The organism is Sphingobacterium thalpophilum, from assembly GCF_901482695.1.
GTDB classification, from domain to species: Bacteria; Bacteroidota; Bacteroidia; order Sphingobacteriales; family Sphingobacteriaceae; genus Sphingobacterium; species Sphingobacterium thalpophilum.
Genome location: NZ_LR590484.1, coordinates 1,012,091 through 1,032,783 on the forward strand (window position 1 = coordinate 1,012,091; position 20,693 = coordinate 1,032,783).

The following is a 20,693-nucleotide window of genomic DNA, read 5'->3' on the forward strand; positions in this document are numbered from 1 at the left end:
AAGCATTAAGGTATTAATAGGTGAGTAAATTCGGTAAATCAATCCTGCTAGAAGATGATGAGCAAATCATTGAAGGCATTAAGGGCGGAAGCAGCTTAGCGATAGATACTATCTATAAGCGGTATTACCCCTCCATAAGCCATATGATACTGCAAAACAACGGAAGTGAGGATGAAGCAAAAGATATCTTTCAGGAGGCTGTAATCGTGCTCTATGACAAAGTGACCAAAGGTGATTTTGAGCTCAGCAGCAAGCTAAAGACATATCTTTACTCCATTTGCCGAAGGCTTTGGCTTAAACAGCTCAATCGTGCTGGTTTTGGCAATAGTGACATTAGCGGCTATGAAGATTCCCTTTTTGAGGAGGAAGATTTACAGCAGCATCAAGAACTCGAAAAGAAGTTCGATCAAATGGAACTGGCGCTGGAGAAAATGGGAGAACCGTGTAAGACCATCTTATATGATTTCTATATCTTAAACCACTCGATGCAGGACATCTGTGAAAAGTTTGGTTACACCAATACAGATAACGCCAAGACTCAAAAATATAAATGCCTGCAGAGGCTGAAAAAAATATTTTTTTCAACAGAGTAAATTTGAGTAACACCATGGGAACAATGAATCAAAGCGAATTTTTCGAGTGGGCTGACCAATATCTCCGCGGCGAGTTAGCAGCGGCAGAACAAGCAGCATTCGAATCTTTCTGTGCTGAACACCCTTCCTATGCTGCCCAATTACAACAACATCGCGATTTTGTTGCTCATATGAAAGAGACAAGCCAAAGGCTTGATTTCAAAAACGCATTGGCAAAATCAGCTAAAGAATACCATCAATCTCAGAGCAGAACCACCAAAGTGGTTCCAATGAAACAGTCCGCTGTTATTTCTCTTTGGGAGCGAATCAAAGCAAGTTCTTTAGTAGCGGCGGTAGTGGCCGTATTTGCAGTATTTGGCACATTATGGTTAAGTGGTTATTATAGCAACCTGGAAAAAGCATCTTCTGATTACAGTGCTTTGCGCCGTGATATGAACAATGTCAAAAAGAATGTGAATGCGCACAATGCAGCAATTAGGGATATCAATGACAAGAAATCAGTAACGGCCGGTGAAAGCCAATTTGGTGCGACTGGTTTTATGCTCACCACCGATGGTTATGTGGTCACCAATTACCACGTCATCAGCGGGGCTGATTCCATCTATTTACAGAACAGTAAAGGCGAGTCGTACAAAGCTCAGGTTGTCCATACGGATGCCAGCAAGGATCTAGCGATCCTGTACATCGCAGATAAGAATTTCAAAAAGGTTAAAAGTCTGCCCTATACCTTCAAAACATCAACTTCAGATTTAGGGGAAGATATCTATACGATTGGTTTTCCTAGAGACGAAGCAGTGTACGGGCAGGGCTACCTCAGCTCATCCACAGGTTACGCCGGAGACACGATTGCATATCAGATCTCTGTCCCTGTCAACCCGGGCAACAGTGGCGGCCCTGTACTGGATAGCAAAGGAAACGTAATCGGAATTATATCGGGTAAACAAAGAGGAATCGATGGTGCTGCATTTGCCATTAAAACCAAATCCATAATGAATGCGATTGCAGCTATCCCAACGGACTCATTGTCGGCTGAAGTAAAAATTAATAAGAAAAACACGTTGGCAGGTCTGCCAAGAACCGAACAGATCAAAAAACTACAGGACTATATTTATATGGTCAAAGTATATTAAACTGTAATTTTAATGCCCAAAAAAAGGTAGTGCTCAAGCACTGCCTTTTTTTATTTAAAATACCTTCTTTTTATCGGTCCGAAAGAAACATTCTATTTTCAGCGCTATCAAGGTTTGCGGTAACATCAGCTAATGGCCAGCGTACGGAAATAACCTTAAGATACGTCGACGGAGAGAGAGAGAGGACGATAAGCCGTTAAAATAAAAACGTCAATCTTATGGAAGATTGACGTTTGCATAACAGGCACATCACTTTTGTCGAACACTTACAGGTTCGGTTGTGGCGTTGTCCTCAAATACGGTTTGATTTCCTTGTAACCTTTCGGGAACTTAGCTGGAATATCTTCTGTTTTGATAGCTGGTACGACAATCACATCTTCGCCATGTTTCCAGTCCGCAGGTGTAGCCACCTGATAGTCTGCCGTCAATTGCAAAGAGTCGATGACGCGCAAAATCTCGTCAAAATTCCTTCCTGTAGACGCGGGGTAGGTTAATGTCAACTTTATTTTCTTGTCCGGCCCGATAATAAACACTGAACGTACCGTTGCTGTTGCAGATGCATTGGGATGAATCATATCGTACAATTCCGCAATGTGACGGTCCTCATCGGCAATGACAGGAAAGTTTACTTCTGTCTGCTGCGTTTCGTTAATATCGTTGATCCAGTCCAGATGATCACTTACGCTGTCAACACTTAGGGCAATAGCTTTAACACCACGTTTGTCGAACTCAGATTTTAGTTTTGCCGTACGGCCCAGCTCTGTTGTACATACCGGAGTGTAATCAGACGGATGTGAGAAAAATACCACCCAGCTATCTTTAATATAATCGTGAAAATCAATTTCACCGATGGTTGTCTGCGCCTTAAAGTTTGGCGCTTCGTCTCCTAATCTTAAACTCATAATCTTTTTGTTTAAATCTGTTCAAAACTACATACTCTACAAATATAGTAGATTAAAATTAGCAAACAAATAATTGGCCAAATTCTTAGATTAAAATGAAAAATCTATTTATATAATAATATGCTTGCATAATATATATTCGTATATTTGGGTAAGTCAGGTAAATAGACAGATTTACAGCGTTGACTCGCTGAAAGCGTATTGCCTACAGGGGTAGACATATCCGAAAAATAATTGATAAACCTCAAATTAGTAGACCATGAACTTTGAACTAAGCGAAGAACACAAGATGATCCGTGATGCAGCGCGGGAGTTTGCCCAAGAACTAAAGGCGGGTGTGATACAGCGCGACGAAGACGCTCAATTTCCCTCCGAATTTGTCCGCAAAATGGCTGAACTGGGCTTCATGGGCATTATGACGCCCGAAATATACGGAGGCTCTGGAATGGATACGTTAGCCTATGTACTAGTGCTCGAGGAGATCGCCAAAATCGATGCTTCCACCGCAGTCATTGTCTCAGCACATAACTCACTGGTGTTATATGGTCTCCATGCTTTCGGAACCGAAGAACAGAAACAAAAGTATCTTGTCCCCCTGGCTAAAGGCGAAATGCTAGGCGCTTTCGCCTTGTCCGAACCTGAAGCGGGATCGGACGCTACGTCACAGCATACCATCGCGGAGGACAAAGGCGACCATTACCTGTTGAATGGAACCAAAAATTGGATCACCAATGGCGGTCACGCCGATATCTACATCGTCATTGCGCAGACTCACCCCGAAAAAGGCCACAAGGGAATCAATGCGCTGATTGTGGAAAAAGGATTACCGGGCTTCACTATCGGTCCTAAAGAGAATAAACTGGGCATACGCAGTTCGGACACACACTCACTGCTATTTTCTGATGTGAGGGTACCAAAAGAAAACCGCATTGGTGAGGATGGCTTCGGATTTAAGTTCGCCATGAAAACCTTGGATGGCGGACGCATCGGCATAGCAGCTCAGGCCCTGGGCATTGCCGCCGGCGCCTACGACCTCGCACTCGCATATTCCAAAGAAAGGAAAACTTTCGGAAAACCAATTGCCGAACATCAGGCGATACAGTTCAAACTCGCTGACATGGATGTTGATATTGAAACTGCCAGACTATTGACCTACAAAGCGGCCTGGACTAAGGATCAGGGGCTACCTTATGGTAAAGAAGCTGCTATGGCCAAACTACATGCTTCGGAGGTAGCTATGAAGCATACTGTAGAGGCTATACAGATCCATGGTGGTTATGGTTATGTGAAAGAATACCATGTCGAACGTCTGATGCGCGATGCCAAAATCACACAAATCTACGAGGGAACTTCTGAGATACAACGGTTGGTCATCGCCCGTGAAATTCTACGTTAAAACTTCTTATTGCTAGTAACCGGGAGTGCTGTTGTGTTTAAATGCCGCCGGGACATTTAGGAGTTGTTCAATTTACTGTCAATCAAAGCCAGATATTGGTAGTCTTGAAAATCAAAACTAGCTGTTTCGGTCATTGCCAGATTGAGAAGCAGTTTTGCTTTGCCCAATAGGTTCTTTTGTTCATCAGGCTTCGCCTGCATACCATCGAACAGCAGGGTCAATGCCAGCGGACGCAGCTGCTGCGGCTGAAGCTCTGCCTTGACATAAGCTATCAGATCACTTTCAGCAAGCTGCAAGAAATGTATCCTGTCTTTTTCGAAGAACTTCTGATAAGCAGTGTCAAATACAGCAGGATCGTCAGCCTCCGTCAGTGCATGGTGGCCTTCTGTCCATATGCGCAGAAATTTACCGATCTCTTCGATCCAGTTCAACAATACATCTTTCTTATAACTTAATCCCATGATTTATTTTATCGGATTTGCCCATTACCACGGACCACCCATTTTTCTGTTACTAATTTTTCCAGGGCAAATGGCCCTCTGGCGTGAAGTTTCTGCGTCGAGATGCCTATTTCGGCTCCCAACCCAAACTCTCCCCCATCGGTAAAACGCGTTGATGCATTGACATAAACCGCAGCCGCATCGACGACGTTCAGAAAACGCTCAATATGAACTTCATCGGAAGAAACGATACATTCCGAATGTTTGGACGAATATCTTTCAATATGCGACAGCGCCTCGTCCAATCCGTCCACTGTTTTTACCGAACACTTCAAATCTAAAAATTCTCTTCCAAAATCTGCCTCCTCTGCTGCTGCTAAATTTGCAAAATGTTGATGCTGCATGAGTTCGAAGGCAACAGGATCGGCAAAAACTTCGACGCCAGCTTCTTCGAAATATGGAATTAACTTAGTCAAGAAGGTTCCCGCTACCGACCGGTCCACCAATACTGTATCCAGCGAATTGCAGACCGAAGGCCTCGAGATTTTAGCGTTGGCTACAATCTTTGCGGCCATATCAAGATCAGCCGTCTCATCAACATAGGTATGACATACCCCAGCCCCTGTTTCAATAACAGGAACCTTGGCATTGGCCCGCACAAAATCGATTAGAGACTGCGAACCACGTGGGATAATGATATCCACATACCGGGTAGCTTCCAGAAGTTCTGATACATGCTTGCGGTCTACCGGTAGCAGTTGTACGATCTCCTTGGGTATGCTTCTTGCTTCCAGCACTGCATATATTACTTTCAGCAGTGCTTCATTGGTATATAAGGCGTCCGAACCGCCTCTCAATAGGCACACGTTGCCTGATTGAATACAGAGGGCTGCAACATCAATCGTGACGTTGGGTCTCGATTCATAAATGACGCCCACTACACCCAATGGGACAGTAATCTTTTCTATCTCCAGCCCATTGGGCAGCACTTTCTTAAGCAACAGCTGATCTGTCGGATCGGCCAGTGTAGCGATCTGCCTGACACTTTCTGACAGCCCCAGCAGCCGGTCACTATTCAGCAATAGCCGGTCTTTTTTCGGATCTTCATCATCCATCCGGTCCAGATCCAGCTTATTGGCCTCAAGTATAGCTTTCTCCTGATCTATAAGTGCGGCCGCTATCGCATTCAAGATTCCGATTTTTGCTTCGGAAGCAAGTTGCTGTAAAAATTGTTTGGCCCTGGTCGCTGCCTGTAACTGTTCTACGATTGATTCACTCATAACAATACGATATCATTTGCATGTGCAATTTCCAAATTCTTCTTACTGGACTGTGCGAATAAGGACGAATCCATCTTGGCCCGTGCAACCGCAATAGTGACTCCATCCAAATTGACAATATTCAGCACCTCCCCTTTTTCAAAATGTTCGACGACCCGCGTTACCCCAACGGCAAGTAGACTCTTATGCTTTAAAAGTGCTTCCTCAGCCCCCCTGTCTACCATCAGCTCACCCTTGATTAGACTGCCGCTCGCAAGCCATTTCTTCCGGGAAGAAATCTTCTTGCTCTCCGGCATACACAGGGTACCGGTCTCGTGCTTGACCGCTTTCTTTATGGCATCTTCAGTCTGCATACTAAAAATCACAACAGCAATCCCCATCTGATTGGCCAGCCGCGCAAAATTCAATTTCGATGTCATTCCTCCGAGACCGACAGCAGACTTGTCCTTTCGGGCCAGCCCAAGGACCTCCCGGTCGATCGTCTCGATCCGGTCTATGATTTTATTATCGGTATCCAGTACCCCCGGAACAGAGGTACTGAACAGCAGTTTCTCCGCACCAAAGCCTACAGCTATCAATGTTGCCAGTTCGTCGTTGTCCGAAAATTTCAGTTCTTTGTTGCTTACCACATCGTTTTCATTCGCAATCGGTATAACGTTATTTCGCCACAGCTCTTCATAGGTATTTTTAAGCTGCAGGAACTGATCGCGGTTAGAAAAATGATGCCTTTCACACAGGCTCTGCGCAAGCGAAATCTTAAAAGGCCTGAAATAAGTCGAATAGGTATTGATGAGAATCGGATTCCCAATGGCCGCCGCAGCTTTCCGCTCCGATAAAGTTCCGGTGTAACTCGGGAGAAAACGCTTTCCTGCAGCAACAGCACCCGAAGATACCAGAACAATATTATATTTCTTCTGTAAGGAAGCAATCTGCCTGGCAATCTCCAAAACAATACGTTCGTCAACTTCTCCCTCTTTCGTGGTGATAGAAGCCGATCCAAATTTGACAACCAGAATTGGCTTTTTCATTTATTGTATGCTTTAGTTTAGATTAAAGCCCTAATTTAGGTAGAAGAATTTGATTTTCGCAAAATATGTTAACAATTGAACAATATTATTCAACAGCAAAGCCGAACAGTATACACGAAAAATACTGCACCATTCAAATTCGATGCAGTATACACTTCTTATGAGGAGCTCAAAAAAAAGAAGAACCAACCTGGTGCCCGCTTAAATGCGATAAACAAGATGGTTAGGAAAAACGCTCTTCGTAAAGCTTTTCCAATGAAAACATTTCGTCCCGATATTTGGCTGCTTCCAAAAAGTCCATCTCTTTAGCTGCTTTGTCCATCTTCTTACGGACATTTTCAATCGCTTTCTTCAGATCCTTTTCACTGAGGTACTGCATCACCGGATCGGCGGCTACGGCCTGCGCCGGATCAGGTTCAACATACACTTTTGGTTCAGCAGCAGAGAAATCCGCAACTGAAGTCTGCTCCAGGATCTCTTCCCTGGTCTTACCTACCGTTCTCGGTGTAATCCCGTGCTCCAGATTGTATTTCATCTGTTTATCTCTTCGGCGGTTTGTTTCATCTATCGTTACGCGCATACTATCCGTCATCTTATCCGCATACATGATGACCCGCCCACGGTCATTCCTTGCGGCACGTCCAATGGTCTGTATAAGCGAACGTTCTGACCGCAAAAATCCTTCTTTATCGGCATCGAGGATAGCCACCAAGGTCACTTCGGGCAAATCGAGGCCCTCCCGCAGCAAATTCACCCCAACCAATATGTCAAACTCACCGAGACGCAGTCCCCGCAAAATCTCCACACGCTCCAATGTCTTGATTTCCGAGTGTATATAGCGCACCTTTAAATTGAGCTTGGCCATATATTTTGTGAGTTCTTCCGCCATACGCTTCGTTAGCGTCGTTGCCAGGACACGCCCTCCATCTTTTACGGTTTTATCCACTTCTTCCAGGAAATCGTCCACCTGATTGATTGCCGGACGAACCTCTATGACCGGATCCAGTAGCCCAGTCGGTCGAATAACCTGTTCCACAACAACCCCCTCTGTCTGTTGCAGTTCGTAATCCCCCGGAGTCGCTGACACATAGATAGTCTGATTCGTCAAAGACTCAAACTCAGGAAAGTTCAGTGGTCTATTGTCCAGTGCAGCTGGCAAGCGGAAACCATGCTCCACCAAGGATACTTTGCGCGAGCGGTCACCACCGTACATGGCCCGCAGCTGTGGCAGGGTCACATGGCTCTCGTCAATGACCAGGAGATAATCTTCCGGAAAATAATCCAGCAAGCAGAATGGACGCATGCCGGGTTTTCTGCCATCGAAAAAACGGGAATAATTCTCTATACCTGAACAATACCCCAATTCGCGCATCATTTCCAGATCATAGTTGACCCGCTCCTCCAAACGTTTGGCTTCGAGCATCAGCCCTTCCTCTTCGAGCTGCGCTTTGCGATGCAGCAATTCATCCTGAATAGCCCATATGGATTCCTTGAATTTCTCCTTTGGCGTCACAAACAGGTTTGCAGGAAAAAGTGCGAGATCCTCCATTTTATTCAATGTTTTGCCAGAAACGGGATCTATCTCGCTCAATTCGTCAATTTCATCACCAAAAAAAGAAATCCGGATCGCATTGTCCAGATACGCCGGAAACACATCTACCGTATCCCCTTTAACACGAAAGGTACCGCGTTTGAACTCTGTCGTCGTCCGCGAGTACAGGATTTCAACCAGTTTGTGCAAAAAGGCGTTGCGGCTGACAGTCATCCCCACACCGAAACGAAAAATCGACCGCGAAAAATCCTCCGGATTTCCCATACCATAGATACAGGATACCGAAGAAACCACCACGATATCCCGGCGGCCGGACATCAAAGCAGAGGTCGTTGCAAGGCGCAGTTTTTCAATTTCCTCATTGATGGCCAGGTCTTTTTCGATATAGGTATTGGTCGAGGCAATAAAAGCTTCCGGTTGGTAATAATCATAATAGGAAACAAAATAATTGACAGAGTTTTTGGGAAAAAACTGTTTGAATTCCCCATACAACTGTGCGGCCAGTGTCTTGTTGTGGCTCAGTATCAAAGTCGGTTTCTGCGTCTCCTGAATTACGTTGGCCACGGTAAATGTTTTACCAGATCCTGTGACGCCTAGAAGAGTCTGATACTGCTCGCCCTCTAGCACCCCGGCGACCAATTCTTTAATTGCTTCTGGCTGATCGCCTGTAGGTTTATACTCTGATGTCAATTCAAATTTCATACAATTCCAATTTCTTAAAGAAAATTATTTCAGCTTCTTCAGTACACGAATACCTGTCCGGGCTCAGCGAAAAAATTCATCCCTTCCGACAAAAAAGATGCGAGCTGTAAATGCTGTGATTCGTAACATGTGGTCTAGGCCATATCCTGCTATAGTCTGTAAACAAATTTACTAATTTTTTTACCATTTTATATCAAACCATAATAATGCTGCAGATGTTATTACTTTCAGTTGATTATTTACTATCTTTAGCTTACTGAACTAGCAATCACGTCATGGTCACTATTCTATCTACCCAAAACAGCATTGCAAATCATTTTATTGCGGAACTGAGAGATGTCACTATTCAGCGGGACAGGATGCGCTTTCGCAGGAATCTGGAACGGCTAGGAGAAGTTTTTGCCTACGAGATCAGCAAAACCATGGCCTTCAGACCTGTGGAAGTAGAAACCCCTCTGGGAGTCGCCAAAACGCATTTGCTGATGGAGCAACCGGTGCTCGCAACCATATTGAGAGCGGGGCTCCCCTTTCACCAGGGATTACTCAATGTGTTTGATCATGCGGACAATACTTTCATAGCAGCCTATAGACATACAAAAAAGAGTGGCGAGTTTGAGATTCATAAGGAATATGTCAACACTCCTAATTTAGATAACCGGACGGTTATTATGGTGGACCCCATGCTTGCTACCGGCAAGAGTCTTGTCCTTTGTTGCAAAGAACTCCTTGCGGAGTACGATATCAAGGAACTGCATATCGTTGCCGCTATCGCTTCTGAAGAAGGATTAAACCATGTTAAAGCCTTTATCCCGACCGCCCATATCTGGGTTGGCGATGTAGACCACGAATTGACTACAAAAGCGTACATTGTCCCCGGACTAGGCGATGCCGGAGACCTTGCCTATGGTGAAAAACACCATTGATGTGGATAATTATTTAAAATTAAATTAACACTTAGCTCATTGAAATTCAGTAAATTTATATCAATGATGAAGTTTTATTTTTTTATATCTAATTTATATCACTATGAGATGGCAAAAATACAATGGCGAATCCATTCGCTCCACAATTTACGATGCTGTTGAAGAAGTCATCAAACGGGAAGATGCCCTCGGCAATAAACTCAAGGTTTATATCGGCACCGACTCCCAGGTCAAGAGAGGAATTATCGACTTCGCTACCGTCATCGTCTTTCTCAGGGAACATAAAGGTGGATTTATGTTCATCCAACGGGACAAAAGGCACCACCGGATGAGCATCAAAGAAAGGATGTTGCTCGAAGTCCAGAAATCCATCGACATTGCCTACCAACTCTGCCCCCTCCTCGAAAAACACAAAGTAGACCTCGAAGTCCACGCCGACATTAACACCAATCCAAATTTTCAGTCAAATGTTGCTCTCAAAGAAGCTATGGGTTATATCATGGGCATGGGCTTTGTCTTTAAAGCCAAACCCGAATCATTTGCCAGCACCAACTGTGCGAATAAGCAGGTTCAGTAGCTGACATTAGGTTAGACTTCGTATATTAGGCGTAACTTTATAAAACGCCGCATGCAGGATTTCTTTCAGCAAATTGCCAGTCAGTTTGCTCAGACTACTTGGCTCGAATGGCTGGGCACCCTTACGGGCTTCCTATGTGTTTACCTGGCTGCCAGACAGCATATCTGGAACTGGCCAATAAGTATTATTAGCGTCAGCTCCTACGCTATTCTGTTTTATGGTACCAGATTATACGGGGATGCCGTACTCCAGTTTTATTTTCTGTGTACCGCTGTCTATGGCTGGTACTACTGGTTAAAACGAAAAGAGGAAAAAAAGAAACCCATTGTCAAAGCCAGCAAGCTGGAACTACTCCTGAGTATTTTGGCGGTCCTGTTGTTAACTGGTATACTCGGATACTTTTTGGACAGCCAGACAAATTCTGACGTGCCTTATATTGATGCATTCTGTACGGCAATGAGCTTTGTAGCCCAATTTCTCATGACTCGCAAAGTCTTGCAAAACTGGCTGCTGTGGGTGTTTGTAGACATCTGCTATATCCCTTTATACATACACAAAGAACTTATGTTAACAGCAGTTCTGTACTTTGTGTTCACCATTATCGCCTGGAACGGATATCGCGACTGGCGCAAAACCTATCAAAATTTTGCGTAATATTGCTCATCAAAACGATAGATGTGGGAAATGAGTTACTTAAGATTGCTGTTGTAGGACCTGAATCCACCGGGAAGTCCACAATGGCGCAGTATCTTGCCGAGAAATTACAAACCGTTTGTGTACCCGAATATTCGCGGTATTATTGCCATGGCCTCAATAATCAGTATACATTGCAGGATGAAGTCAATATGTTTTATGGACAGGTGGCCCTGGAGGAAGCGCTGCTCCCTTTGGCCAAAAACAATATCCTGGTCTGCGACACCACTTTCATGACCGTTAAAATCTGGTGCGATCACTTATTTCAATATACCCCTAAAGAAGTCGTCGACAAAATCGAACAGCATCCCTATGATCTTTATCTTCTGATGGACATCGATCTTCCTTGGCAGGACGACCCTTTACGGGACTTCCCCGGACAACGGGATTACTTTATGGAGATTTGGAAAAAAGAACTGCAGGCAATAGGCGGCCAGTATTGTATTGTTTCAGGGCAAGGCAACCAACGACTGGAAAACGGATTCTCGGCTGTCAGCGATTTTCTGACATTGATTTGAGAGAAGCTTCTTGACGGAACAGGCTTTTCCATCTATATTTGTAAATGAAAATAGAGCGCTAGGCGGATGCTCCTTGAATGAGGAGACAAAATAACCCATCGGCGACTATTAGACAAATAATTGGAATTTAAACTTTACTTAAGAAATAATGTATCCAGAATATTTAGTAGCCCCAATGCGTCAAGAGCTCGTTGACGCAGGATTCGAAGAGTTAAAAACACCAGAAGCGGTGGATCAGGCCATCGCGACAGAAGGAACTGTGTTTGTGGTTGTAAACTCAGTTTGTGGTTGTGCGGCGGCCAATGCCCGCCCTGCAGCAAAAGCAGCAGTTAAGAACGCAAAACGTCCAGGAAAATTAGTAACAGTTTTTGCAGGTATGGAAACGGACGCCGTAAATACTGCCCGCAACTACATGTTGCCGTATCCCCCATCTTCTCCGGCAATGGCTTTATTTAAAGATGGTAAATTGGTACATATGATTGAAAGACATATGATTGAGGGTCGCCCGGCACAAATGATTGCGGACAATTTGGTTGCAGCATTTGACGAGTACTGTTAGTCACGTATTTTGATTTTTGAATTAAAAAGGCTGTCCAAGGTATTTGGATAGCCTTTTTTGTTTGAATAAACCTACCCTGCATTCCGGCAACCTCCCGTCTTTTCCGAAAGCGACAGCCTGACTGCCACACACGGACGCTAACAAAAAATGGAAGAATAAAAACAGTTTTTCTTATTTTTAAGGTATGAGAAACTATCCAATTCTATTTGTATTATGCTGTGTGCTATTTGCCGCCTGTTCTTCCAAAGAAAATGTTGACCTGATTGTTCACCATGCCAATGTGTACACCGTTGATTCGATGTTTAGTCAGGCGCAGGCTTTTGCAGTTAAAGACGGAAAGTTTATCGCAATAGGCTCCAACGAACACATCGAACAGCAGTATACGGCCAAGGCGTATATCGATGCGGAAGGGCAAGCTATCTATCCGGGATTTTACGATGCTCATGCCCACTTATTTGACGAAGCCGAGTTAATGGACCAGGCGGATCTCAATGGAGCGGAATCCTTTGAAGAGGTAATTCGGCGCGTTAAAGAATACCGAAAGAGAAATCCGGACAAAACCTGGCTCATCGGGAGTGGATGGGATCAAAACCGCTGGAAAGACAAAGCTTTCCCCACAAAAGAACTGCTCGACAAAGCCTTCCCGGATATTCCGGTATACCTGATACGGGTCGATTATCATGCAGCAGTGGCCAACTCAAAAGCTTTGGAATGGGCCAAGCTAAACAGTATCCCGATTATTCATGGCGGTGTAGTCGGCGGTATAAATAACGTCCCAAATGGTCTCTTAATTGACAATGCCATGGAACTTGTGAACAAGACGATTCCTGTTCCGGATGAAAAAGAATATTTAAGAATGTTGAAGCGAACGCAGGATTCACTATTGTCCGTAGGTCTCACCTCTATTGTCGATGCTGGCCTGACAAAAGAAAAGCTTGACCTGCTGAAAAAATACTACAGGGCCGGCGAGTTAAAAATTAGGGACTACGCCATGATATTAGGCACACCTAAAAATATTAAATCATTTATAAGCCAAGGCTTTTACGAAACCGGGCGTTTTGAGATCAAGAGTTTCAAGCTATTGGCAGACGGGGCTTTGGGATCCAGGGGGGCCTGCCTTCTCGCACATTACCACGATGCTCCTACACATGGCTTTCTGCTGCATAGTCCCGCGGAATATGAGGAGATGATAAAACAGATTGCTGCAAGTAAATTCCAGGCCAATACGCATGCAATTGGTGACTCGGCCAACCGCATTATACTGGATATCTATGGTAAGTACCTCCAACCTCAGGCGGATCGCAGGTGGCGCATCGAACACGCACAAATTATCTCACCAGTCGATTTCAATAAATTTCGCCAATTTCAGATCATCCCTTCGGTACAGCCAACTCACGCTACGTCTGATATGTACTGGGCCAAAGATCGTCTTGGAGAAGAACGGATGAAAGGAGCTTATGCCTATAAACATTTACTGGAAGAATATGGCAAGCTCGCTTTGGGCAGTGATTTTCCTGTAGAACATTTCAATCCTCTGTATGGATTCCACGCCGCTGTAGCCCGTGTGGATAAAAACGGTTTCCCCGATAAAGGATTTCAGATACAGGATGCCATAAGCCGCGAAGATGCTTTGCGGGGCATGACAATCTGGGCTGCATACTCCTGCTTTCAGGAAAATAAACGGGGTAGCATAGAAGTTGGAAAAGACGCTGATTTCGTTATTCTTGAGCAGGATATTTTAAAAGCGCCCTTCGATCAGCTACGTGATGTGAAAACATTACGCACAGTGATTGCTGGAGAAACTGTTTTCAAAAGACAATCCTTATCAAACTGACATCAGGATTCCCCAACTTTGAAACAAATCACGATAACATGATCATCTAACAGATTGCTGCATTTGAATAGACACCCAGCATTACTACACAAAAAAGCCCGATTTTTATACCGGGCTTTTATATTGGAAAGAGCGACTGACCTGATTCAGGCAAGCCGCAACCTATTTATTGCATATCAAATAAATGTTTCTCCGCATGATAGGAAGAGCGAACCAGCGGTCCTGATTCGACGTATTTGAAGCCCATTTCCAGGCCAATCTTCTGATATTTTTCAAATTGCGCCGGCGTGATCCACTCAATTACGGGATGATGCGCTTTCGTGGGCTGTAGATATTGACCTAAAGTCAATATGTGCACCCCGACATTATATAAATCCTGCATCGCTTCAATAACGTCTTCTTCCGTTTCGCCCAAACCGAGCATAATGCCGGATTTGGTACGCAGACCTGCAGCCGAAATCCTTCTTAAACATTCCAACGAGCGGTCATATTTTGCCTGAATACGAACCTCTCTGGTCAAACGGCGAACAGTTTCCAGGTTGTGTGAGACAACTTCTGGGCGCACTGCAATGACCCGTTCCAGGTTCTCCCATTGTCCCTTGAAATCCGGCAACAGTGTTTCCAACGTGGTTCCGGGGCTTTCTCTACGAATAGCATGGATAGTCTCTGCCCAGATCGTAGAACCGCCATCTTTTAAGTCGTCACGGTCCACTGAGGTGATTACACAGTGTTTTACCTGCATAAGCTTCACAGAATTGGCCACCCTATTGGGTTCATCCATGTCCACGGGCAAGGGGCGCCCCGTGGCTACTGCACAGAAAGAACAGGAGCGCGTACAGATATTGCCGAGGATCATAAAGGTTGCCGTTCCGGCTCCCCAACACTCACCCATATTCGGACAATTGCCACTTTCACAAATAGTATGCAATTTGTGTTCATCTACAAGACTTCTCACATGTCTGTATTCTTTACCAACAGGCAATTTGACGCGCAACCAATCAGGCTTGCGCTGTGTAGGAGTTGCCGGAATAACTGGAAGTTCAATCATACAACAAAGTTAAGGATTAAAAACGTAATTTCTATTGGCCAATTTGTTGGTTTTATATCATAAAAACTTCCCCAATGCAGGCAGGAATAGAATAATGAAACAAAATTTAAGATATTTGTACTGATTATCATTAATCTAAATACATGACTATGCGATTGAGCCGATCTTTGTTCATGGCACTGCTTGGAGCAGCATGCTTTTTGGGTGCGCAGGCACAAACTAACTTTGACATCATTCCCAAACCTTCGAAAATAAGTTTGACCGCGGGCGTATATACCATTCCCGCCCACCTTTCTATGATCGTATCGGAAGATTTTCAGACAGCAGCCCAGTTGTTGTCCGAGCATCCCGCGATTCAAAGTCTGAGCCTGGAAACCCTCAAGAAAAATAAGAAAGTGCCCAAAGAGGGATTTCGAATCGTTAAGGCCGTCGATGCCGATAATTTAAATAAAAATGCATATTCTATACAGATCGATGAGAAGGGATTGCTGCTCAAAGCCTGGGATACCCCCCAGGTGATCAATGGCATTTATACACTAGTGCAGCTAGGTTATCTGCAGTCCGATCCGAGCCAGATTGCTTTTGCCACTATTGTTGATGAACCGCGTTTTTCCTACCGGGGACTTCATTTGGATGTATCCCGTCATTTTATGCCACTCTCTTTCGTCAAAAAGTATATTGATGTCATGGCTATATATAAGTTTAATAACTTTCACTGGCATCTGACCGACGGAGCAGGATGGCGGCTGGAAATCAAAAAATATCCAGAGCTAACGCAGAGAGCCGCCTGGCGCACCCATACCCATTGGAAAGACTGGTGGAATAATGGACGCCGCTACGTCGACAAAGGAAGTCCGAATGCCAGCGGGGGGTATTATACACAGGAGGAAGCACGTGAACTGGTCGAATATGCTGCCCGCAAAGGCATCAATGTCATTCCCGAAATAGAAATGCCGGGACATTCGGAAGAAGTGCTGGCCGTCTATCCCGAGCTTTCCTGCTCCGGAACACCATACAACCAAAGCGAATTCTGTATTGGAAATGAAAAGACTTTTGAATTCCTTAAAAATGTGCTGGATGAAGTGCTAACGATATTTCCGTCCCAATATATTCACATCGGTGGTGATGAAGCAGACAAAAAACACTGGAAAACCTGCCCTAAAGATCAAGCGCTTATGCAAAAAGAAGGTTTAAAATCGGTAGATGAGCTGCAGAGCTATGCTATTAAACAGATGGATCTGTATCTGCAATCAAAAGGCAGAAAACTTATAGGCTGGGATGAAATATTAGAAGGCGGACTGACCGAAGGCGCAACCGTCATGAGCTGGCGAGGAGAAGAGGGAGGCATCAAAGCAGCAAATGCTGGTCACGATGTCATTATGACTCCGGGCTCCCATCTTTATTTTGACTCCTATCAGACCGATCCAAGGACGCAGCCAGAAGCCATCGGAGGATATCTGACGCTAGACAAGGTGTATGCTTATGATCCAGTTCCCCAAGCCATACAGGGCGATAAGGTCAAGCATATTCTCGGTGCGCAAGCAAATATCTGGACAGAATATGTTCCCACGACAGAGCATGTTGAATATATGGTCTTTCCTCGCGCTTTGGCACTGTCCGAGGTAAACTGGACAAGTAAAAACGCAAAGAGCTGGGCTGATTTTCAGCGAAGGCTTCAGTCTCATTACAAGCTGATGCAGGAGCTAAACCTGAATTATTACCGTCCTTCGTATAATGTAGCCTACAGCGCATCATACAACGCCAACAAGAATAACAGCAGAGTGACGCTGACGACCGAACAGTTAAAGACCGACCAGATCCGATATACGATCGATGGAAGTGAGCCAACGATCCTGTCAACGCCCTATACCGGTCCATTTGAACTTAGTGCAACGGGACACATCAATGCCGCCTACTTTCAAGACTCCGTTAAAATAGGCCCTACCTTGTCTTTTGATGTGGATATTCACCGTGCTATCGGTAAGAAAGTAATTTATAATTCCCCATGGTCGGGTTACCCTGCCCAAGAGGATTCGACACTTACCAATGGTATAAAGGGCGGGCTTTCGTATCATGACGGCCAATGGCAGGGTTTCACAAGTCCGGTGGATGTGGTCGTGGATATGGAAAGAAGGGAAGAAATCCATCAGGTCGCCATGACCTTTATGCAAATGATAGGTCCCGGTGTTTATATGCCCGGTGAAATGGAAGTTCTTCTATCGGACAATGGCCGAACGTTCCGGAAGGTGGGCACCGTTCACAATGATATTCCCGACAATGATCCGAAATTAACTTTTAAAAGATTTGAGCTGAAACTAGACAAACCACAACAGGCCCGCTACATCAAAATCAAAGCAACCAATCCTAAAAAAGGGTATCTATTTACAGATGAAATTATCATTTATTAAATAGACAATATATTATGTCTCGATAATAGTTGGATGATGTCACTTACGTTTTCCAACTATTATTCGTTGCTTCACGACCAGTTTTCCAATGTTCCGCGTTTATTTTTGAAATATTCTTAAAATAAATACTTAATTTTCAAAATTTAAAATGTAACTTTGCACTCCGACAAAGCAGTCGGAAAGACCCTTCCCCATGAGCTATTTTTGATTGTCTTTGCTCAGATCACAATAGGAAATTTAATTTTTTGAACTAGATATAATGCCAAGAAACACTTCCATTAAGTCGGTTTTAATCATCGGATCAGGTCCCATCGTTATCGGTCAGGCTTGTGAATTTGATTATTCTGGATCTCAAGCATCCCTTTCCTTGAAAGAAGAAGGTATTGAAGTATCCATCATCAACTCAAACCCTGCAACAATCATGACGGACAAAGTTGTTGCAGACAATGTCTACTTACTTCCATTAACTTGTGAGAGTATTGAAGAAGTATTGCAAAAACATAACATCGACGCTGTACTTCCTACAATGGGTGGTCAGACGGCTCTGAACTTATGTATAGAAGCCTCCAACCGCGGTATCTGGGAAAAATACAATGTAAAGGTGATCGGTGTGGATGTCGCTGCCATTGAAAAAACTGAAAACCGTGAAGAATTCCGTCAATTAATGGTTGATATCGGGGTGGGTGTCGCAAAATCCAAAATTGCGAACTCTTTCCTGGAGGGTAAAGAAGCTGCTCAAGAAATTGGTTACCCACTTGTGATCCGTCCATCGTATACATTAGCTGGTACAGGTGGCGGTTTCGTACACAGAAAAGAAGATTTTGATGCAGCCTTAAACAGAGGTTTACATGCTTCTCCTACACACGAGGTGTTAGTAGAGCAGGCAGTGCTGGGCTGGAAAGAGTTTGAGCTGGAGCTGCTTCGTGACTCTAATGACAATGTCATCATCATCTGTACCATCGAAAACTTTGATCCAATGGGTATTCATACCGGTGACTCGATCACTGTGGCGCCCGGAATGACCTTATCAGACAAATGTTATCAGGAAATGCGTAATCAGGCGATCCTGATGATGCGCTCCATAGGTAACTTTGCCGGTGGATGTAATGTGCAGTTCTCTGTCAATCCTGAGAATGAAGAGATCATCGCCATTGAGATCAACCCACGGGTATCGCGTTCATCGGCATTGGCATCAAAAGCAACAGGTTACCCTATTGCAAAAATTGCAGCGAAACTGGCAATTGGCTACAACCTCGATGAGCTGCAGAATCAGATTACCAAAACGACCTCAGCCTACTTTGAACCTACATTGGATTACGTTATTGTTAAGATCCCGCGTTTCAACTTCGATAAATTCAAAGGAGCAAACAAAGAATTGGGGCTTCAGATGAAAGCCGTAGGCGAAGTGATGGCAATCGGCCGTACCTTTATTGAGGCATTACAGAAGGCTTGTCAATCGCTGGAAACCGGCCGCGCTGGTTTAGGTGCTGATGGCCGTCAGTGGAGAAATCTTGATGAGATCATGGATAGCTTGGAGCATCCGAGCGGCGACCGTCTATTCCATATCAAAGATGCCTTCGAATTAGGTGTTCCATTGGAATCCATCCGGAAGGCTACACGTATCGATAAATGGTTCCTGGTTCAGATTCAGGAACTGGTACACCTTGAACAGGAATTGCGCCGTTACCAACTGAATAACATTCCCCGCGATTTTTTCATGACCTTAAAGCAAAAAGGTTATTCGGATGTACAGATTGCCTGGCTGTTAGGCAATGTGACAGAAGACCAAGTCTACGATCGTCGTAAGGAACTAGGCATCAACCGTGTTTATAAAATGGTAGACACTTGCGCGGCAGAATTCCCTGCACAGACGCCATATTATTACTCGACATTCGAAGAAGAAAACGAATCGATCTCTTCGGATAAAAAGAAAATCATCGTATTAGGATCCGGTCCTAACCGTATCGGCCAAGGCATCGAATTTGATTACTCTTGCGTTCACGGATTATTGGCCGCTAAGGAATGTGGTTACGAAGCGATCATGATCAACTGTAACCCAGAGACGGTATCTACAGATTTCAACATGGCAGATAAGTTATACTTTGAGCCTGTGTTCTGGGAGCATGTACGGGAGATTATCGAGCTCGAAAAACCTGAAGGCGTCATCGTTCAGTTAGGAGGCCAGACTGCATTGAAAATGGCGGAACGCCTGGAGCAGCTTGGTGTAAAAATCATCGGCACAACTTTCAAGGACATGGACCTTGCGGAAGATCGTGGCCGTTTCTCAGATTTGTTGAAAGAACTGGATATACCTTATCCAAAATATGGAGTGGCAACCTCAGCAGAAGAAGCATTACAAGTTGCCAATGAAGTAGGATATCCTGTATTGGTTCGCCCTTCTTACGTATTAGGTGGGCAAGGCATGAGCATCGTCATCAACGACGAAGATCTCGAAAAAGCCGTTGTTAATTTGCTGAAGAATCTACCAGGAAACCATATTCTAATCGACCACTTCCTGGACCGTGCTGAAGAAGCTGAATCGGATTCTATCTGCGATGGTCAAGATGTACATATAATCGGTATGATGGAGCACATCGAGCCTGCTGGTATACACTCTGGAGACTCTTCGGCTGTGTTGCCTCCATTTGGTTTATCGCAAGCAGTACAGGACAAGATGGAAGAATATTCCATTAAGTTAGCGAAAGCGCTGAATGTACGTGGTCTATTGAATATTCAGTTTGCAGTCAAAGGTGAGAATGTTTACGTTATCGAAGCTAATCCCCGCGCATCCCGTACCGTACCTTTCATCGCAAAAGCATACGATGTTCCTTACATCAATATTGCTACGAAAGTCATGTTAGGAGCAAACAAATTGAGCGATTTCACTATCGAGCGCAAATTGAAAGGATATGCGATTAAAGAACCGGTATTCTCTTTCAGTAAGTTCCCTGAGGTCGACAAACAATTAGGTCCTGAAATGAAATCAACCGGTGAAGCAATCCGCTTTATCAAAGATCTTCAAGACCCATATTTCAGAGAATTATACAATCAAAAATCGATGTTCTTAAATGCACAATAAAATATCGATATCAAATAGAAAAGGCTTGCAA

At 44.4% G+C, this 20,693-nt stretch carries 17 protein-coding genes; 11 read left to right on the forward strand and 6 right to left on the reverse strand.

What is annotated here, in order from left to right:
* Positions 1-20 precede the first annotated feature (20 nt).
* Entirely contained in the window at positions 21-593 is a 573-nt protein-coding gene (locus FGL37_RS04365) for an RNA polymerase sigma factor (protein WP_028072432.1), read from the forward strand.
* A 14-nt stretch (positions 594-607) separates the two neighbouring features.
* Positions 608-1,723, forward strand: a complete 1,116-nt coding sequence (locus tag FGL37_RS04370; RefSeq protein WP_051607376.1) for a S1 family peptidase — start codon at positions 608-610, stop codon at positions 1,721-1,723.
* Positions 1,724-1,989: 266 nt separating this feature from the next.
* Here FGL37_RS04370 and FGL37_RS04375 read toward each other — a convergent pair whose 3' ends face one another.
* Positions 1,990-2,625: a peroxiredoxin gene (locus FGL37_RS04375; protein ID WP_028072430.1), complete on the reverse strand. Its 636-nt coding sequence runs from the start codon at positions 2,623-2,625 to the stop codon at positions 1,990-1,992.
* 259 nt (positions 2,626-2,884) lie between these two features.
* Here FGL37_RS04375 and FGL37_RS04380 point away from each other — a divergent pair, with 259 nt between their 5' ends.
* The gene (locus tag FGL37_RS04380) at positions 2,885-4,021 is read left to right on the forward strand and encodes an acyl-CoA dehydrogenase (RefSeq protein ID WP_028072429.1); all 1,137 of its coding nucleotides are present in this window, start codon (positions 2,885-2,887) and stop codon (positions 4,019-4,021) included.
* 56 nt (positions 4,022-4,077) lie between these two features.
* Here the strand turns inward: FGL37_RS04380 and FGL37_RS04385 are convergent, their stop codons facing one another.
* The 4 genes from FGL37_RS04385 to uvrB form a co-directional block, all read right to left on the reverse strand.
* A complete protein-coding gene (locus FGL37_RS04385) occupies positions 4,078-4,482 on the reverse strand; it encodes a hypothetical protein (RefSeq protein WP_028072428.1) in 405 nt (134 codons plus the stop codon).
* Between the two features lie 8 nt (positions 4,483-4,490).
* Positions 4,491-5,741, reverse strand: a complete 1,251-nt coding sequence (locus FGL37_RS04390) for a glutamate-5-semialdehyde dehydrogenase (RefSeq protein WP_037534678.1) — start codon at positions 5,739-5,741, stop codon at positions 4,491-4,493.
* Positions 5,738-6,769, reverse strand: coding sequence for a glutamate 5-kinase (gene proB / locus FGL37_RS04395; protein WP_028072426.1), 1,032 nt, complete (start codon positions 6,767-6,769; stop codon positions 5,738-5,740). Before proB ends, FGL37_RS04390 begins: the two co-directional genes overlap by 4 nt.
* 223 nt (positions 6,770-6,992) lie before the next feature.
* Positions 6,993-9,023 (reverse strand): excinuclease ABC subunit UvrB, encoded by a 2,031-nt coding sequence (gene uvrB, locus FGL37_RS04400; protein ID WP_028072425.1) that lies wholly within the window; start codon positions 9,021-9,023, stop codon positions 6,993-6,995.
* A gap of 275 nt (positions 9,024-9,298) precedes the next feature.
* Here uvrB and upp point away from each other — a divergent pair, with 275 nt between their 5' ends.
* From upp to FGL37_RS04430, 6 genes are all read left to right on the forward strand, one after another.
* Positions 9,299-9,946 (forward strand): uracil phosphoribosyltransferase, encoded by a 648-nt coding sequence (gene upp / locus FGL37_RS04405; RefSeq protein ID WP_028072424.1) that lies wholly within the window; start codon positions 9,299-9,301, stop codon positions 9,944-9,946.
* 103 nt (positions 9,947-10,049) lie between these two features.
* Positions 10,050-10,523, forward strand: coding sequence for a ribonuclease H-like YkuK family protein (locus FGL37_RS04410; protein ID WP_028072423.1), 474 nt, complete (start codon positions 10,050-10,052; stop codon positions 10,521-10,523).
* A gap of 51 nt (positions 10,524-10,574) precedes the next feature.
* A complete protein-coding gene (pnuC, locus tag FGL37_RS04415; protein WP_028072422.1) occupies positions 10,575-11,177 on the forward strand; it encodes a nicotinamide riboside transporter PnuC in 603 nt (200 codons plus the stop codon).
* Between the two features lie 23 nt (positions 11,178-11,200).
* Entirely contained in the window at positions 11,201-11,734 is a 534-nt protein-coding gene (locus FGL37_RS04420) for an AAA family ATPase (RefSeq protein WP_028072421.1), read from the forward strand.
* A 148-nt stretch (positions 11,735-11,882) separates the two neighbouring features.
* Positions 11,883-12,293: a BrxA/BrxB family bacilliredoxin gene (locus FGL37_RS04425; protein WP_028072420.1), complete on the forward strand. Its 411-nt coding sequence runs from the start codon at positions 11,883-11,885 to the stop codon at positions 12,291-12,293.
* Positions 12,294-12,477: 184 nt separating this feature from the next.
* Positions 12,478-14,127 (forward strand): amidohydrolase, encoded by a 1,650-nt coding sequence (locus FGL37_RS04430; protein ID WP_037534675.1) that lies wholly within the window; start codon positions 12,478-12,480, stop codon positions 14,125-14,127.
* Between the two features lie 166 nt (positions 14,128-14,293).
* Here the strand turns inward: FGL37_RS04430 and lipA are convergent, their stop codons facing one another.
* Entirely contained in the window at positions 14,294-15,175 is an 882-nt protein-coding gene (gene lipA, locus FGL37_RS04435; RefSeq protein ID WP_028072418.1) for a lipoyl synthase, read from the reverse strand.
* A gap of 149 nt (positions 15,176-15,324) precedes the next feature.
* Here lipA and FGL37_RS04440 point away from each other — a divergent pair, with 149 nt between their 5' ends.
* Both FGL37_RS04440 and carB read left to right on the forward strand, forming a co-directional pair.
* Positions 15,325-17,583, forward strand: coding sequence for a glycoside hydrolase family 20 protein (locus FGL37_RS04440; RefSeq protein ID WP_028072417.1), 2,259 nt, complete (start codon positions 15,325-15,327; stop codon positions 17,581-17,583).
* A gap of 259 nt (positions 17,584-17,842) precedes the next feature.
* Positions 17,843-20,662, forward strand: a complete 2,820-nt coding sequence (gene carB, locus FGL37_RS04445) for a carbamoyl-phosphate synthase large subunit (protein ID WP_028072416.1) — start codon at positions 17,843-17,845, stop codon at positions 20,660-20,662.
* Positions 20,663-20,693: the final 31 nt, after the last annotated feature.

Excerpts from the sequence above, each read along its gene's own strand:
- FGL37_RS04370 (WP_051607376.1), top strand. The coding sequence starts at position 608 with ATGGGAACAATGAATCAAAGCGAATTTTTCGAGTGGGCTGACCAATAT.
- FGL37_RS04375 (WP_028072430.1), bottom strand. The coding sequence starts at position 2,625 with ATGAGTTTAAGATTAGGAGACGAAGCGCCAAACTTTAAGGCGCAGACA.
- FGL37_RS04380 (WP_028072429.1), top strand. The coding sequence starts at position 2,885 with ATGAACTTTGAACTAAGCGAAGAACACAAGATGATCCGTGATGCAGCG.
- FGL37_RS04385 (WP_028072428.1), bottom strand. The coding sequence starts at position 4,482 with ATGGGATTAAGTTATAAGAAAGATGTATTGTTGAACTGGATCGAAGAG.
- FGL37_RS04390 (WP_037534678.1), bottom strand. The coding sequence starts at position 5,741 with ATGAGTGAATCAATCGTAGAACAGTTACAGGCAGCGACCAGGGCCAAA.
- proB (WP_028072426.1), bottom strand. The coding sequence starts at position 6,769 with ATGAAAAAGCCAATTCTGGTTGTCAAATTTGGATCGGCTTCTATCACC.
- uvrB (WP_028072425.1), bottom strand. The coding sequence starts at position 9,023 with ATGAAATTTGAATTGACATCAGAGTATAAACCTACAGGCGATCAGCCA.
- upp (WP_028072424.1), top strand. The coding sequence starts at position 9,299 with ATGGTCACTATTCTATCTACCCAAAACAGCATTGCAAATCATTTTATT.
- FGL37_RS04410 (WP_028072423.1), top strand. The coding sequence starts at position 10,050 with ATGAGATGGCAAAAATACAATGGCGAATCCATTCGCTCCACAATTTAC.
- pnuC (WP_028072422.1), top strand. The coding sequence starts at position 10,575 with ATGCAGGATTTCTTTCAGCAAATTGCCAGTCAGTTTGCTCAGACTACT.
- FGL37_RS04425 (WP_028072420.1), top strand. The coding sequence starts at position 11,883 with ATGTATCCAGAATATTTAGTAGCCCCAATGCGTCAAGAGCTCGTTGAC.
- FGL37_RS04430 (WP_037534675.1), top strand. The coding sequence starts at position 12,478 with ATGAGAAACTATCCAATTCTATTTGTATTATGCTGTGTGCTATTTGCC.
- lipA (WP_028072418.1), bottom strand. The coding sequence starts at position 15,175 with ATGATTGAACTTCCAGTTATTCCGGCAACTCCTACACAGCGCAAGCCT.
- FGL37_RS04440 (WP_028072417.1), top strand. The coding sequence starts at position 15,325 with ATGCGATTGAGCCGATCTTTGTTCATGGCACTGCTTGGAGCAGCATGC.
- carB (WP_028072416.1), top strand. The coding sequence starts at position 17,843 with ATGCCAAGAAACACTTCCATTAAGTCGGTTTTAATCATCGGATCAGGT.